This is a genomic window from Faecalimonas nexilis (assembly GCF_059731825.1).
This window is the reverse complement of record NZ_AP029189.1, coordinates 2,569,235-2,585,428: the sequence shown is the minus strand read 5'-3', so window position 1 is coordinate 2,585,428 and position 16,194 is coordinate 2,569,235. Positions and strand designations below refer to the sequence as shown.

The following is a 16,194-nucleotide window of genomic DNA, read 5'->3' as shown; positions in this document are numbered from 1 at the left end:
ACAAGAGTTTGCTATAATACTTTTAAACCGTTAAGAAAAGAGGAAAATATATGGCGATAAACATTCTTGTAGTAGATGATGAAGAGGCGATTGCAGATTTAGTAGAAGTATATTTAAAAAGCGAAAATTACAATGTGCTGAAATGTTATAACGGAAAAGATGCGTTAAAGTGTGTTGAGAAAGAGGATATTGACCTTGCAATTTTAGATGTGATGCTTCCGGATATCGATGGATTTGATATCTGTCAGAAGATTCGTGAGAATTATCATTTTCCGGTGATTATGTTGACTGCAAGAGACGAGAACATTGATAAGATTACCGGACTTACGATAGGGGCAGACGATTATATCACAAAACCATTCCAGATGCTGGAACTTGTTGCAAGAGTCAAAGCACAGCTTCGCAGAGTGACGAAGTATAATCAGCAGGATGTAAAGATGAATGAAAATGTGATCATCATCGGCGGTCTGGTTGTAGACAAAGAGAACCATGAATGCACGATCAATGACGAACCATTGTCTTTGACCCCGACAGAATTTTCGATTTTGTGGGTATTATGTAAGAATCGTGGTAAAGTTGTGGATTCTGAAAAATTGTTTGAGGAAGTGTGGGGAGAAAAGTATTTTGTGAACAGTACGAATACAATTATGGTTCACATCAGACATTTGCGGGATAAGATGAATGATTCGGCGGAGAATCCAAAATATATCAAGACTGTGTGGGGAGTGGGATACAAAATTGAAGGATGATGTTCGGGTATTTAAGAAAAAAATATTGTGGAAGACAGCATTTTTTCCCGGAGTTCTCACCATAATATGGGCAGTCAGTCTGTTTATTATATCTGATGGAGTACTTAAGGAGGAAAGGCAGAAAGAGATTGTCTGCATAGTCGGAACAATCCTGTTTTTTTTAACCGCATATTCTTTTTCGTTAAAGAAAATTATAAAATATTTTGATGAGATTGGAGCCGGCATCAATCAGCTTCTGGAGGAAGAAAACGACAAGATACAATTGGAGCCGGAACTGGAATTTATTGAGAAGAAAATGAACCGGCTGAAGATCACGCTGGAACAGCGAACCAAAGATGCAATCCGCACAGAGCAGAGAAAGAATGATCTGGTCGGTTATCTTGCGCATGATATCCGTACACCGCTGACTTCCATAGTCGGCTATCTGGAACTTCTAAATGACATGAAACAGATGGAAAGGACACAGCAGGAAAAATATTTGCGGATCACGTATGATAAAGCAAAGCGATTGGAAAAACTAATCAATGAGTTGTTTGATATTTCAAAATTAAATATGCAGACAGTTGCCTTAAAGAAGGAGCAGGTGAATCTGACTTTCATGTTGTATCAGATGGCAGATGAATTTTATCCGATGTTGGAACAAAAAGGACAGAGCATGAAGATGGAGATTGACGAGAAGATTTTGATATACGGAGAGGCAGACAAATTGGCGCGTGTGTTTGGAAATATTTTAAAAAATGCAATCGCTTACGGAGATGCGGGAAGTGAGATTACAGTGCAGGCGGCGAAAGGTGTGGAGAATGTTGTGGTCACCTTTGTGAACAGGGGAGCAGAGATACCAAAACATCAGTTGGAACATATTTTTGAGAAATTTTATCGTTCGGACAGTGCAAGATCTACAGATACCGGAAATGCCGGACTTGGTCTTGCGATCGCAAAAGAGATTGTCACGCTGCATGGTGGGGAGATTTGGGCAGTTAGCAATAAAGAAGATACAAAATTTATTGTAAAACTTCCGATTTTATGTCATTGCGACTTCGGAAGTGAAGATGTATAATGGGTATATAAAAAGAAAAGGGGGCTTATTTTATGAAGATAGATATGCATTGTCATGTAAAAGAAGGATCCCCGGATAGCAAGGTAAGTTTAGATGAATATATTACGATTCTAAAAGCAAATGGCTTTGAAGGGATGCTGATTACTGATCACGACACGTACAAAGGATACAGGTATTGGAAAAACAAGATGAAAGGAAAAAGCCATGAGGATTTTGTCGTCCTGAAAGGAATTGAATATGATACCTGTGATGCAGGGCATATTATTGTCATTATGCCGGAAGGGGTAAAGATGAGGCTTCTGGAACTAAAAGGACTTCCGGTCTCTGTGCTGATTGACTTTGTCCATCGGCATGGAGGTGTGCTTGGACCGGCGCATCCGTGCGGAGAAAAGTATATGAGCTTTACGAACACAAAGAGATTTTATAAAAATCCGGAAATCATAAAGCGATTTGATTTCATTGAAGTATTCAATGCGTGTGAGTCAATGGAGTCCAATGAAAAGGCGGCAAAGCTGGCTTATAAGTATCAAAAAGTGGGAATCGGGGGAAGCGACGCACATCGTCCGAACTGTGTAAGTATGGCTTACACAGATTTACCGGAGAGGGTGACTTGTGAGACAGAGCTGATTTCCCTGATTCGAAAAAAGGTGCCTTTGGAAGTCGGCGGAATGTTATATAATAAGACGACGAAGGAAAAGCTTGGAAAGGCAAATAAGATTCTGGTGTATTCGTTTTGGATCTATAACAAAACAGGTGGACTGATTAAAAGAAGCAAACGAAAGAGAAAGAGTATGCTGGAGAATCCGATAGATCCGATAGATCCAATCGAGATGGAATATCTTGCAAATTACAAAAGATAGCAGAAGGGAAGACAGTTATGTGGACAAGATATGATTTGAAGATGAATGCGAAGATGGCATTTAAGAGAAATTACTGGACGTGTGTGGCTGCAAGTCTGGTGGTAGGAGTTTTGAGTGGAAGTATGTTTGCCGGTTCCGGAAGCGGTGTGCAGACTACGCTGGAGGTACAGCATAATAATCCATATGCGTATGACAGTTACAGCGCATATTCTTATAACAGCAGCAATTCGATATTCGGGGGAGTTATTTTTTCTTCGATAGTAATCGCGATTTTGCTGGTGATTGCTTTGTTAGCTTCGTTATATACGATTTTTGTCGGAAATGCGGTATCGGTAGGCGGATGCAGATATTTTATGGAGAACAGAGAGCATCAGACAAGTGCTTCAAAGGTGTTTTATGGATTCCAGAATGGAAGATATGGAAATGTGGTTAAGACAATGTTTTTCCGGGATTTGTTTATTTTATTGTGGACACTGCTTTTGATCGTACCTGGAATCATTAAAAGCTACAGTTACAGACTTGTTCCATATATTTTGTCAGAGAATCCACATATGGACAGAAAACGTGCGCTGGAGCTGAGTCAGCAGATGATGGACGGGCACAAGATGGAAGCGTTTGTGTTGGAACTGTCTTTCTTTGGCTGGTTCTTATTATCGGCATTGACTTGCGGACTGGTTGGTATCTTTTATGTAAATCCGTATTTGGATGCGACATTTGCAGAATTTTATGTGGCAATCCGAACAGAGAGCATCGGAAAAGGACTGGTGGCAGAAGGAGAACTTCCAGGTTATAGTGCTCAGACAGTTTAAAAGGAGAATCCTGCATCTGCAGGATTCTTTTTAAATTATAGGAAATTCCTTTGGAATCCTATAATTCAAAAAAATGCACTTTGTGCAAAGATACGCAGCTCGCGGGGGTGAAATTATCACTGCGTGAACCGCTCGCGCGCGAAGATTGCGCAATAGCGCAATCTTTTTAGGATAAAAGATGGAAAAAAGAGGACAGATATGGAAAAAATCTTTCTAATAGGAGTTGTTTGTGTTATCTTAATATCGATTGCAGTAGTGGATGCAAGAAAAAAGAAAATTCCCAACATACTTTTGGGAATACTTTTTTTCTGTGCGGTGCTTTCCGGATTTATCTTTCCGGAGATATCGTGGCCGGATCGAATTGCGGGAGGGATTCTGGTCAGCGTAGTGTTTTTGACCGTGATATGGATTCGACCGGGAGCATTTGGGGCAGGTGATGTCAAGCTCATGGCGATATCTGGTCTTATGCTCGGTGTGGGGAGAAATCTCACTGCATTTGGATTTGCGACAGCGTTAGCGGCATTATATTGTCTGCCGGGGATATTGCGCAGAGATAGAAAGAAAGAGTCGGAGATTGCCTTTGGACCATTTTTGTGTGTGGGAATTTTGCTTTCTATCTTTTTGGGAAAGGCATTTATCCGATGGTATATCAGTTAAAAGTGAGGAGAAAATAGATGATTATTGTGAGAGGAGCGGGAGATCTTGCGACAGGAACAATTTATGAACTTCATAAGGCGGGATATCGTGTACTTGCCCTTGAATGTGCAAGACCGACGGCGATTCGAAGAGAAGTTGCCTTCAGTGAGGCGGTCTATGACGGAGTGAATGAGGTAGAGGGAGTCACTGCGCGTAAGATTACTTCTGTAGAAGAGGTGGCAACGGTTTGGGAAAAGGGAGAGATTCCTGTTTTGATAGATGCCGAGGGAAAAAGTATTGAAGCATTACGTCCGTTGGCAGTGGCGGATTTAATTTTGGCGAAGAAAAATCTTGGTACAAGGCAGGATATGGCGCCGCTTGTAATTGGAGCGGGACCGGGTTTTGCCGCAGGAGAAGATGTAGATGTAGTGATTGAGACGATGAGAGGTTATGAGCCGGGAAAGGCGATTTATCAGGGAAGTGCACTGGAAAATACAGGCATTCCGGGAATGGTAGGCGGATATGCAAAAGAGCGGGTGATCCATTCGCCGGCAGAAGGAGTTCTGAGACAGAAGCATCACATTGGAGAAATCGTGCAAAGAGGAAGCGTGATTGCTTTTGTTGGGGAAGAACCGGTGTATGCGACACTGACGGGAATACTGCGCGGATTAATCCGAGATGGATTCGCTGTGAAAAAAGGAATGAAGATTGCGGATATCGATCCGCGACCGGACAAGCAGGCTGCATGTTATGAGCGGTCGGACAAAGCAATTGCAATTGCAAAAGGGATTTTAGATGTAGTGCAGAAACATTTGAGATTACAACACTTACTTCAGATACATCCGACACAAGACAGAGTGATCGCATTTGTAGGAGGCGGTGGAAAGACGACGTTGATATACGAACTTGCAAAAGAATTGGAGTCGGTTGGAAAAAGAGTAATTGTCACAACAACAACGCATATGCTGAGACCGAAAAATGAGTGGGAATTGCTTCATACAGTCGGGGTGCCGTGTGAGGAGGAACCAGAGAAAATTAGGGGACTTTCGGAGGAGGAGTACCGAAAACTGAAAACACAATGCGATGTGCTGCTAGTCGAAGCGGATGGAGCTAAGCGAAAGCCGCTCAAAGTTCCGGCAGAGCATGAACCGGTGATACCAGAAGATACGGATATGGTAATTGGGATCGCAGGAGCCTCAGCGATTGGGCGGACGATCAAAGCAGGCTGTCACAGAGGAGAACTTGTGGGGGAGTTACTTGGGAAAAAACTTAGTGAGATCCTGACAGAAGAGGATGTGATGACAATCCTGAAAAGCAAGGCAGGACAGAAAAAGCATGTGAAGCAGAAATATCGTATGGTCATCGGACAAGCAGATCTTTTGACGCAAGAGCAGGTGGAAAAATTCAAAAAAGAACAGGGGATTTGCCTGTATTCAAGGAAAGGAGGAGCAGATACCAATGGAGAAAATATCGGAATATCGTGAAATTGCAAGAATGTTAAAGGACGGAAAAACCGTGGTAAAAAAGACGAGGATTACAAAGGAGCGCTGTCTGGAAGAAAGTCTTAGCGGAGGATTTACACTGGTAATATGTGGAGGCGGACATATTTCGTATTCACTTTGCAATCTTGCGAAGATGCTTGGATATCAAGTGTGGATCATTGATGACAGAGAAGAGTTTGCCAATGAAGAACGGTTTCCGCAGGCGGATCACGTATATTGTATGGGATTTGAAGAGGCATTTGACAAGGTGATTTTTCCAGAGAGCGCATGGTATGTCATCGTGACAAGAGGTCACCAAAATGACTATGAATGTCTCAAAAAAGTGATGGAGCGAAAGAGCAGCTATGTAGGAATGATTGGAAGTAAAGGGAAAGTGCGAACGACACTTGAACGTCTGAAAAAAGATGGGGTTACAAAAGAACAGCAGGAGCAGATACATGCTCCGATCGGGCTGCCAATCGGAGCAAATACCCCGGAGGAGATCACAGTTAGTATCATGGCTGAGATGATACAGGAAAAATCAAAGCTTGGTTATACAGATTTGCCGAAAGAGATGATAGAGTGGCTTTTGAACAAAAAGCAACCGATGGTGATGACCACGATCGTGGGAAAGAAAGGCTCGGCTCCGCGCGGAGTTGGTGCGAGAATGCTTGTTGCAGCAGACGGCACGATGACAGGGACGATTGGTGGAGGTGCAATTGAGCATCTCGTGTTACAAAAGGCATGTATCATGCTCGAAGAAGAGAAAGAGTTTGCCTTAGAGGCTTATGATCTGACAGCGAAAGCGGCGGCGAGTATCGGAATGATCTGTGGAGGATATGTAGAGGTTCTGTTTGAAAAGGTCATCTAAATATGATAGAATATCAGATTGGGTAAAGAAGCATAAAATGACGAAGAGAAAGGGGAATATCGTTGTTTCACGCAAAAAATTATATAAAAGTAACAAGCCTTGAAGAGGCATATGAATTGAATCAAAAAAAATCAAATGCGATTATCGGAGGAATGCTCTGGCTGAAGATGAGCAACCGAAATATGCAGACAGCAATTGATCTGTCGGGACTTGGTCTGGACAAGATTGAGGAACAGGAAGATGCGTTTTCCATCGGATGTATGTGTACACTTCGCCAGTTGGAAATACACGAAGCATTGAATCGCTATTTTGGAGGCGCGATGAAAGCTTGTACAAGACATATTGTCGGTACACAGTTCCGCAATGGCGCAACGGTTGGCGGAAGCATTTTTGGAAGATTTGGATTTTCGGATATATTGACTTGTCTTCTGGCATTAGATACATATGTGGAATTATATCATGCAGGTGTGATTGCGTTATCTGAGTTTGTGGAGATGCCACGCGATAATGATATCTTGGTGCGCATTATTATAAAAAAAGATGGCAGAAAGATTGCATATCGGTCACACCGTGAGGCGGCGACGGATTTCCCGGTGATCGCCTGTGCGGTGGCAAATAAAGACGATCAGTGGTATGTATCTGTCGGGGCAAGATCAGGAAAAGCGAAACTTCAGGTAAGACAGGTGCAGATTGAAAATGCAGAGATATTTACCAAAGAGGTGATTGCCGGATATACATTTTCTTCTAATATGCGTGGAAGTGAAGTATACAGAAGACATTTGGCAGAGGTGTATACGAAAAGAGCAGTGGAAGAAATACTGGCAAAAAACAGTGAGAAGGGAGCATAACATGGCGGAATTAAAATTGGTTTTAAATGGAAAGACAGTCCTGGAAGAGATTGCACCGGATATGCTTCTTTTGGACTTTGTACGTTCACAAGGGTGTTATAGTGTAAAAAGAGGATGCGAGACTGCAAACTGTGGTCTTTGCACTGTTTTGGTGGATGGAACACCAATGCTGTCCTGTTCAACGCTTGCGATGCGTGCGAATGGAAAAACGGTGACGACGATGGAAGGCATGCAGGAGGAAGCGGCAGAGTTTGGGGCATTTCTTGCAAATGAAGGGGCAGAGCAGTGTGGCTATTGCAGTCCGGGATTTATCATGAATGTGATTGCCATGTCGAAAGAACTGGAAAATCCGGGTCTTGATGAGATTAAAGAATATCTGTCTGGAAATCTGTGCAGATGCACGGGGTATATGGGACAGCTTCGTGCGATTCAGAAATTCTTAAAGATGAAGAAGGAGGAGAAGTAGATGAAGTCTGTAAATGCACCAATTATGAAAAAAGATGCGATGGCTCTTGTAACAGGAAAGCCAGTCTATACAGATGATATTGCTCCAAAGGACTGTCTTGTCTGTAAGATTCTTCGAAGCCCACACGCACATGCAGTGATTGAGGAAATCAACACAGACATTGCGATGAAAGTGCCGGGAATTGAATGTATTCTGACTTATGAGGATGTGCCGGATAAAAGATTTACAATGGCGGGTCAGACCTATCCGGAACCAAGTCCGTATGATCGCCTCATTTTGGACAGACGAGTACGTTTTGTGGGCGATGCGGTCGCAATTGTGGCAGGAAAGACGGAAGAGGCAGTTGAAAAGGCACTGAAATTAATAAAAGTAAAATACGAAGTGCTGGAGGCTGTACTTGATTTTCACCAGGCAAAAGATGCCAAGATTCTTGTTCATCCAGAAGAAAACTGGAAAGCACTATGCGATGTCGGCGCGGATAATAAAAGAAATCTTTGCGCGACCGGTTCGGAACAAAATGGCGATGTGGATAAGATTTTGGAAGACTGTGATTATGTAGTGGAGGGAACGTATCATACGCAGGCAAACCAGCAGGCAATGATGGAGACATTCCGCACATATACATATATGGATACTTATGGAAGACTGAACGTGGTATCCTCTACGCAGATTACATTCCATGTGCGACGTATCCTTGCGAATGCGCTGGATATACCGAAGTCTCAGATTCGAGTGATCAAACCTAGAATAGGAGGAGGATTCGGAGCAAAACAGACAGTAATCACAGAAGTGTATCCGGCAATTGTGACAATGAAGACGGGGAAACCGGCAAAAATTGTCTATACAAGGGAAGAATCCCAAATTGCATCTTCGCCACGTCATGAGATGGAAGTGACTGTAAGAGTGGGGGCAAATAAAGAAGGAAAAATTCGTGCAATCGATGTGTATACACTTTCCAACACAGGAGCGTTTGGAGAACATGGACCGACTACAGTAGGCTTGTCAGGGCATAAGTCCATTCCGATGTATGGGCAGGCAGAAGCATTCCGATTTGCATATGATGTTGTCTATACGAATAAGATGTCGTCAGGGGCATACAGAGGATATGGAGCGACACAAGGGATTTTTGCGGTTGAGTCAGCGGTCAATGAGCTTGCTGCCAAGATGCAGATGGATCCGGTAGAACTTCGCCTGAAAAATATTGTGCGGGAAGGTGATGTGATGCCGGCATACTACGGTGAGACTGCAAACAGCTGTGCGCTTGACAGATGCCTTTTGCGTGCGAAAGAGATGATTGACTGGGAGAAAAAATATCCGGCACGCGATATGGGAAATGGAAAAGTCAGAGGTGTCGGTGTGGCGATGGCAATGCAGGGATCATCAATCTCCAAAGTGGATCATGCATCGGTATCGATCAAGGTAAATGATGATGGGTTCTATTCGTTGATGATTGGAGCATCTGATATGGGAACCGGGTGTGATACCATTTTGGCACAGATGGCGGCAGACTGTATGGACTGCTCGGCAGATGATTTTATCGTGCATGGGGTGGACACAGATATTTCGCCATATGATTCCGGATCGTATGCGTCAAGTACGACATATCTGACCGGAATGGCAGTGGTGAAAGCGTGTGATTCCCTTCGGGAAAAAATATTGGCGCAGGGAGCAAAGTATTTGGAATGCGACGTGGAAGAGGTCGATTTTGACGGACAAAAAGTGTTCATGCGTTCCAAAGATGTATCCATTTCTTTAAAAGAAATCGGAAACAGAGTGATGACAAATAACGAGGAAGCACTGGTAGCTGCAGGGGCACATTCTTCGCCGGTGTCACCACCACCGTTTATGGTCGGAATGGCAGAAGTAGAAGTCGATAAAGAGACCGGAAAAGTAGAGTTGATTGATTATGCAGCGGTTGTAGACTGCGGAACTGTAGTCAATCCAAACCTTGCCCGCATACAGACAGAAGGTGGAATTGCACAGGGAATCGGTATGGCTCTGTATGAGAATGTTGTGTACAATGAAAAGGGACAGTGTCTGAGTAATTCTTTTATGCAGTATAAGATTCCGTCTAGAATGGATGTGGGAGATATACGTGTTGAATTTGAGAGCAGTTATGAGCCGACAGGTCCGTTTGGAGCAAAATCCATCGGTGAGGTTGTGATCAATACGCCGTCACCGGCAATTGCACATGCAGTATATAATGCGACCGGAGTGCAGATCAAAGAACTGCCGATCACTTCAGAAAAAGTATACATGGGAATGCAAAACAATGAAAATTAGTTTGATTTTACTGGCGGCTGGGGACAGCCGCCGTTTTGGCTCAAATAAATTATTGTATGAACTTCATGGAAAACCGATGTACAGGTACAGTGTCGATGAAGTTGCGAAACTGGATACGACGGTATTTGCGGAGAAAATTGTGGTGAGCCAATATGATGAGATCTTGGATACGTTGTCAAGGGAAGGGTATCTGACAGTGCGAAATACAGAGAGTTATCTTGGAATATCGCACTCGATACAGCTTGGTCTTGCGGCGTCTGAAGAAGAGGCGTGGTGCTTCCTTGTGGCAGATCAGCCGTACCTGAAAGCAGAGACGCTTGAAAGATTTGTGGAAGCATTTCAAAAAAGTGGGAAGAGCTGTGCCTGTGTAAGATATGGGAACAGAACTGGAAATCCGTGTATTTTTACGGCAGAATATCAAAAAGAGCTATTGGAACTTGCCGGAGATATTGGGGGGAAGCGCGTCATAAATAAACATTTGGATGAAACATTTTTTTATGATGTGGAAGAGGAACAGGAACTGGAAGATATAGATGAAAACAATCTCCCGTAGAACGAGATGCTAAAAGCATTGCGTTCTATGGGAGATCGCTATTTTGCATGAAATTTATTTCCAGTATTCTTCTAAATACTTTTCAGCCTCTTCCTGTGACAGTGAAAATTCTTCCATCAGGTTTTGCATTACATCTTCTTTTGGAACATTAAATTTCATACAAGCATGAATAGTTCCTTTGATTCCTTTACTTAAACCGTTGTTCAAACCTTTACGGAATCCTTCATTCAATAAATCTTCTCTCCATGCTCTCCGAAATTCTTCTTCGTCATATTCTGTCAAAATCATATCCACGACCTCCGATCGATTTTTTTGAAGTATATCCGCAAGAATCCCATTGTGGATACAGAAATCCACTGCTTTATTCACTGCATTTCCAAAGTCCATCTGTTCCGAAAGATATTTTCGGATGATACTGATAAACTCTGCGTATTCCTTTAATGGTCTGCATTTCTCCATTAACTCTCGGTTTTTCCCTAAATTGATATTGAGTACAACTGCTGTACATTCCAAAGATGGAGTTGTTTCCTCTTTGTTTTCAAGAAACAAATCACTCAGCTTTAATTCCTGCCGCTCCGGTTCTTTCTTTGTTCCGTTGTAAAAAACAACATACTTTGGAAAGGGAATATGGAGCGGCGATGCTGTATACAGGCGGTGCTTTACCGGTTCGATATACTCTTTGTACAGGGATGAAAAATAGAATAATCCTCTCAATGGCAGGTTTGGACTGAATGAACTTTGATGCTCATACAGATTCATCACATCCCCGATGAGAAAGGACAAGTCATTTTTCATTCCCATGTAGACAACGTCCTCGATGGTAGTAATAGTTAAATCATCGGGATTTGTGTAATTACTGTTATTGACTGCGTTGTAAAGCTCCAAAAGCTCCTTTTTCTCATGGAAAATCATCCGGAATATCCTGTCTTTATACTTCTTATTTATCTTATGTTCTGTCAAATGTGTTCCTCCTTTATATCTTATCAAATTTATGCCTGTGAATCAATGGAAAGGGCATAAAGATTCATAGGCATCACCATCTTTCTTTAAATAAAATATGAATACAAATTGGGGTTCTTGTGACGGCTGTCACGAGATATTAGAAGTTATAGAATGTTTGATTTGTGGGACTAAGCATATCATAAATAATTTCTGACTGCAACCATAAACGGTTCATAAAAGTAAAAAATAATTCGGGATTTTACTTGAAAGATTGCCAGACTTATTATACAATTGATGCCAGCATGAAGAAGATATAACAGACAATTAGGAGGAAATAGTTTGTATTATTTAATCTTATATTTTTTTGTATATGGTTTTTTAGGATGGTGCACAGAAGTTGCATTTGCGGCATGCAAGGAGCGAAAATTTGTAAACAGAGGATTTCTAAACGGTCCGATCTGTCCGATATATGGAATCGGTGTAGGGATTGTTGTTCAGTTTTTGACACCATACAAGGAAAATCTGGTGCTGCTGTATATTGCATCTGTAGTGATGGTGACTGCTTTGGAATGGGTGACCGGATTTATTTTGGAGAAAATATTTCATAATAAGTGGTGGGATTACTCAAAGATGCCTCTGAATCTGAATGGTTATGTGTGCCTTTTGTTTTCTTTGATTTGGGGAGCAGCGTGCGTTCTGATCGTAGATTTTATCCATCCACTGATTCATAAAGTGTTGTCATGGATTCCGTTTCCAGTAGGAATGACCTTGATTGTTGTGCTGGGTATTGTGATGTTTGCCGATTTGTATGTGACAGCTTCCACAATTTTGAAGATGAACAAGCACTTAGAGAAGATGAAAGAGATTGCAACAGATTTACATCGTATCTCAGACGAACTTGGAGAGAACATTTATCAGGAAGTTGTAGAAGTGTTAGAGCGAAGAGATGAATGGAAATTAAAAGTGCAGGAAGCATCTGACGGAGTGAAAGGGAAAATACAAGATGTGTCAGATGAGGCAATGGAAAAAATTGCGGATTTGAAGAAAAAGTATAAAGAAGTTGGTGGAAAAGGAATACGAGTTTCGAGACGTTTACTGAAGGCGTTTCCTAGAATAGAATCTAAAAAGTACCGAGAGGCGATGGAGGATTTAAAACAGTATTTAAAACGAAAATAAAATGTGAGTGGGGTAAGAATAAGGAATGGAAGAGAGAATACCAAAATTGTTCCTGATGTGGAAAGAGTACTCGAAGGAACAATTTATAAAAGATATTGTGGCAGGGATTATCGTGGCAATCATTGCATTGCCATTGTCGATTGCGTTAGCACTGGCATCCGGCGTGAGCCCGGAACAGGGAATTTATACTGCGATTGTGGCAGGATTTGTTATAGCAATGCTTGGCGGAAGCCGGGTGCAGATATCTGGTCCGACAGCAGCATTTGCGACGATTGTAGCAGGGATTGTCGCACAGAAAGGAATGGCAGGTCTTGTCGCAGCGACAATTCTTGCCGGAGTGATTTTGATCCTGATGGGAGTCTTTAAGCTTGGAGGATTGATCAAGTTTATTCCGTATACGATTGTGACAGGATTTACAAGTGGAATCGCTGTGACGATTGTAATTGGGCAGATTAAAGACTTTTTGGGACTGGAATTTAAACATGCTCCGATTGAGACGATGGAAAAATTAAAAGAGTGCATAGACACGATTGGGACAATCAATGCGCAGGCGTTGAGCGTTGGACTGATTGCACTGGCAATCCTGATTGTCTGGCCGAAGATCAACGCAAAAATCCCACCGTCTCTGATTGCTGTCATTGTAACAATTGTGCTTGTGAAAGGGCTGGATATGGAGGTCAATACAATCGGAAGTCTGTATGAGATATCGAATAAACTTCCGGTACCGTCTATGCCCCAATTTAGTTTGGAATTGATCGAGAGTGTACTTCCGGATGCATTTACAATTGCAGTACTGGCGGCGATCGAGTCACTTTTGTCTTGTGTTGTATCGGATGGAATGATTGGAGACAGACATAATCCAAATGTGGAATTGATTGCTCAGGGAGCAGGAAATATTGCATCTGGTATATTCGGAGGAATTCCAGCGACAGGTGCAATTGCAAGAACAGCAGCAAACGTGAAAAACGGAGGGCGTACTCCAATCGCTGGAATGGTTCATTCCGTAGTATTATTACTAATTCTGATTGTGCTGATGCCTTATGCGGCATTGATTCCGATGCCTGCGATTGCGGCAATTCTTTTTATGGTTGCCTACAATATGTGTGGTTGGAGAGAGTTTGTGACTCTTTTGAAAACAGCGCCGAAAAGCGATATATTTGTGCTGGTGACAACATTTGTGCTGACAGTTGTGTTTGACTTGGTTGTTGCGATTGAAATTGGATTTATGCTGGCGGTGATTTTGTTTTTGAAAAGAATGTCTGATGTGGCAGATGTCAGAAGTTGGGAATATGTAGAAGAGGAAAGAGAAGGACTTCGCATTGTGCCCAAAGGAACACTTGTGTATGAACTGGAAGGACCGATGTTTTTTGCAGCAGCAGACAAATTTTTGAGTGTATCAGCAGATAAAAATACGAAGGTTGTCATATTGAGGATGAGTGATGTGCCGGCAATGGACGTATCTGCATTACGAAAATTGGAAGAAGTATATCGTTCGTGCAAAAGAAAGAATATTACTTTGATTTTATCCCATGTGACAGAACAACCGCGTAGAATGATGGAAAAAGCAGGATTTGTAGTGGATGTGGGAAGTGAGAATTTCTGCGAGAGCATAGAGACGGCGCTTAGACGAGCAGAACAATTGTGTCAAAAACAAAGTAGAAAGAAGATGTAAAAATGCGAGAAGAGCAGTTTAAAATGGAACGAAAAGGTCTGGTAGAAGAAGGGCAGGAAGTTAAAGTGACTGAGAGAGTTAATGGAAGTCTTTACAGCTATATTGTAGAACCGTCGGTTGCGATGTCTGGAATTTATCGAAGCAATCAGAGAATAAAATCAGACAAAGGAATCATCAATCAGATCAAAGAGACCGAACGGGGATTTTACCTTGTTGTCGGATTTGATGAATAATCAAAAGGGAGTGAGCAAAAGAGCCAATATCATTAAGTTAAAATGATGTAAATGGCAATCCAAAACAAAAATATACAAATCAGAGTATATCTAATTCGGATATGCTCTGATTTTGTATTACAAGAAAAATTTCGTTTGATTTTTTGATAGCACAATAGCTCCTTCGGAATCGGAGGAGTAAAAGAGATTGAATTATTTCTGATTTATGCTAATCTATAATTGAATGAAACCACACATGTACTGACAGAAACTCGCTGTCGTTTTCGGTTGGGTCTTATTGGGAGTAAGAATCGTTGAATTGTGGCTTCAATATCATAAGGAGGCTCCTTTCCTTTGTACCTGAAAAAGTTCAAACAGATTTTGGCAGCCTGCGTGAAATTGATCTGTAGTTTATACTTCAGATCTTTTTCTTTTGGTTTTACATGTTGAGCAATCAACATGCTAAAGTTGTACATAACTAATCTTGCGTATATTTCCTGTAAAATAGAATTCTCCTGTTTAGAATGAAATGCTGACAATCCAAGAATATATTTCAATTCTCTGAAGCCAGTTTCTATTCCCCATATGCCGATGATAGATTTCTTTCAAATCTTCCATTGAAAATATTTCTTCTGGAAGGCTCGTTGCAATAACTTCATATGTATTGTCATCTAAAAGGAATCTGACAAACCGTATTGTTATCTCATAATCAGGACTTTTGCTATTTTCAATATAATCAAACCGGGACTTCTTTGAAAGATACTTATATTTTTCTGTGTTAATCGCAGCTGGACCAGAGAAATGTCTGGTTAATACCACCCGTTTTGTAATATCATATTCCACTGTTTTAGGAAGATTTAACCCAGAAACCATACAGGAATTATCAGAATCTCTGACTCTTACAACATAATCAAAAAGTCTCTCTTCAATATGAGCGAAAAGATTATAGTTCTCATAACCACGGTCTGCCATGATTATAACAGGATGTTTTTCACTGATTCGATCCACAAGTTCACATGCTGCACCTGTTTCGTTTTCGTGCAATCCCTTTTGAACAATGACATCCAAAAAGCTTTTACTACAAACATCAAAAAGTGCATTCAAATGGAGGGTCGAAAAATGATTATCCCCCATAACATTATCTTCTTGAGAGTTGTAAGGTAGTGAAAAATCACTTCCATCAATTGCAAGTAAACGATAATTTTTATAAAGGACAGGTTTTTTAAATGTACATTCATTAAAGCGATAAAACAAATGTTCTAAGGCAGTGTAACTGAGTTTTTTTCTTTGTTGGACAAATGCTGACACAGTTGGAAACCCTTTCCTATATTCAAAAAATTCTCCTATCTCATGTCCAAGACTGTTGCTTCCAAAAGAAAGAATAAATTGAATCAACGTAGAAAAGTTAAATTTACTTTTACGACAAAAAGCCGGTTTTCCTGAAAGATTAAAGATGTCAGAAGAAAGCGCCATTTCATCAATAATCTTTAGTAAACAATTTTTAAGTTCATTAGCGTGTGTATTCACGACGTCACCTCCTATAAACAAGGGGCTTCGCCGCAATTTTTTTGGTATTTGT

The 16,194-nt window shown here is 41.4% G+C and carries 17 protein-coding genes; 14 read left to right on the top strand and 3 right to left on the bottom strand.

Going from position 1 to position 16,194, the window contains the following annotated elements:
* The first annotated feature begins 50 nt into the window (after positions 1-50).
* From vanR to AC6I5B_RS12960, 11 genes are all read left to right on the top strand, one after another.
* Complete coding sequence (gene vanR, locus AC6I5B_RS13010) at positions 51-749, top strand: VanR-ABDEGLN family response regulator transcription factor (protein WP_118208298.1); 699 nt, start codon at positions 51-53, stop codon at positions 747-749.
* On the top strand, positions 739-1,806 hold the full coding sequence (locus AC6I5B_RS13005) for a sensor histidine kinase (RefSeq protein ID WP_022251203.1): 1,068 nt from the start codon (positions 739-741) through the stop codon (positions 1,804-1,806). The genes vanR and AC6I5B_RS13005 overlap by 11 nt, the downstream gene beginning before the upstream one ends.
* A 32-nt stretch (positions 1,807-1,838) precedes the next feature.
* A complete protein-coding gene (locus tag AC6I5B_RS13000) occupies positions 1,839-2,666 on the top strand; it encodes a PHP domain-containing protein (protein ID WP_004611088.1) in 828 nt (275 codons plus the stop codon).
* 17 nt (positions 2,667-2,683) lie between these two features.
* Entirely contained in the window at positions 2,684-3,475 is a 792-nt protein-coding gene (locus AC6I5B_RS12995) for a DUF975 family protein (RefSeq protein ID WP_022251202.1), read from the top strand.
* Positions 3,476-3,673: 198 nt separating this feature from the next.
* Positions 3,674-4,132: a prepilin peptidase gene (locus tag AC6I5B_RS12990; protein WP_022251201.1), complete on the top strand. Its 459-nt coding sequence runs from the start codon at positions 3,674-3,676 to the stop codon at positions 4,130-4,132.
* A gap of 17 nt (positions 4,133-4,149) precedes the next feature.
* A complete protein-coding gene (yqeB, locus tag AC6I5B_RS12985; protein WP_497773389.1) occupies positions 4,150-5,595 on the top strand; it encodes a selenium-dependent molybdenum cofactor biosynthesis protein YqeB in 1,446 nt (481 codons plus the stop codon).
* The gene (locus AC6I5B_RS12980; protein WP_004611084.1) at positions 5,570-6,463 is read left to right on the top strand and encodes an XdhC family protein; all 894 of its coding nucleotides are present in this window, start codon (positions 5,570-5,572) and stop codon (positions 6,461-6,463) included. The genes yqeB and AC6I5B_RS12980 overlap by 26 nt, the downstream gene beginning before the upstream one ends.
* A gap of 62 nt (positions 6,464-6,525) precedes the next feature.
* A complete protein-coding gene (locus tag AC6I5B_RS12975; protein ID WP_497773388.1) occupies positions 6,526-7,311 on the top strand; it encodes an FAD binding domain-containing protein in 786 nt (261 codons plus the stop codon).
* A 1-nt stretch (position 7,312) separates the two neighbouring features.
* Complete coding sequence (locus AC6I5B_RS12970) at positions 7,313-7,777, top strand: (2Fe-2S)-binding protein (RefSeq protein ID WP_004611082.1); 465 nt, start codon at positions 7,313-7,315, stop codon at positions 7,775-7,777.
* On the top strand, positions 7,778-10,060 hold the full coding sequence (locus tag AC6I5B_RS12965) for a xanthine dehydrogenase family protein molybdopterin-binding subunit (protein ID WP_004611081.1): 2,283 nt from the start codon (positions 7,778-7,780) through the stop codon (positions 10,058-10,060).
* Complete coding sequence (locus AC6I5B_RS12960) at positions 10,050-10,613, top strand: nucleotidyltransferase family protein (protein WP_004611080.1); 564 nt, start codon at positions 10,050-10,052, stop codon at positions 10,611-10,613. The genes AC6I5B_RS12965 and AC6I5B_RS12960 overlap by 11 nt, the downstream gene beginning before the upstream one ends.
* A 54-nt stretch (positions 10,614-10,667) precedes the next feature.
* Here AC6I5B_RS12960 and AC6I5B_RS12955 read toward each other — a convergent pair whose 3' ends face one another.
* A complete protein-coding gene (locus AC6I5B_RS12955) occupies positions 10,668-11,573 on the bottom strand; it encodes a hypothetical protein (RefSeq protein ID WP_227038960.1) in 906 nt (301 codons plus the stop codon).
* A 321-nt stretch (positions 11,574-11,894) separates the two neighbouring features.
* On the opposite strand from AC6I5B_RS12955, the gene AC6I5B_RS12950 reads away from it, so the two are divergent.
* Genes AC6I5B_RS12950 through AC6I5B_RS12940 form a run of 3 tightly spaced genes read left to right on the top strand, consistent with a single transcriptional unit; the run spans position 11,895 to position 14,636 of the window.
* The gene (locus tag AC6I5B_RS12950; RefSeq protein ID WP_004611078.1) at positions 11,895-12,731 is read left to right on the top strand and encodes a putative ABC transporter permease; all 837 of its coding nucleotides are present in this window, start codon (positions 11,895-11,897) and stop codon (positions 12,729-12,731) included.
* Positions 12,732-12,756: 25 nt separating this feature from the next.
* Positions 12,757-14,403: a SulP family inorganic anion transporter gene (locus AC6I5B_RS12945; protein WP_004611077.1), complete on the top strand. Its 1,647-nt coding sequence runs from the start codon at positions 12,757-12,759 to the stop codon at positions 14,401-14,403.
* Positions 14,404-14,405: 2 nt separating this feature from the next.
* Positions 14,406-14,636 carry a hypothetical protein gene (locus AC6I5B_RS12940; RefSeq protein ID WP_004611076.1) on the top strand — a complete coding sequence of 77 codons (231 nt, stop codon included), beginning with the start codon at positions 14,406-14,408 and terminating at the stop codon, positions 14,634-14,636.
* 203 nt (positions 14,637-14,839) lie between these two features.
* Here AC6I5B_RS12940 and AC6I5B_RS12935 read toward each other — a convergent pair whose 3' ends face one another.
* Positions 14,840-15,154, bottom strand: coding sequence for a hypothetical protein (locus AC6I5B_RS12935; protein WP_442872463.1), 315 nt, complete (start codon positions 15,152-15,154; stop codon positions 14,840-14,842).
* Positions 15,135-16,163, bottom strand: a complete 1,029-nt coding sequence (locus AC6I5B_RS12930) for a transposase (protein WP_147344809.1) — start codon at positions 16,161-16,163, stop codon at positions 15,135-15,137. The genes AC6I5B_RS12935 and AC6I5B_RS12930 overlap by 20 nt, the downstream gene beginning before the upstream one ends.
* Positions 16,164-16,194 lie beyond the last annotated feature (31 nt).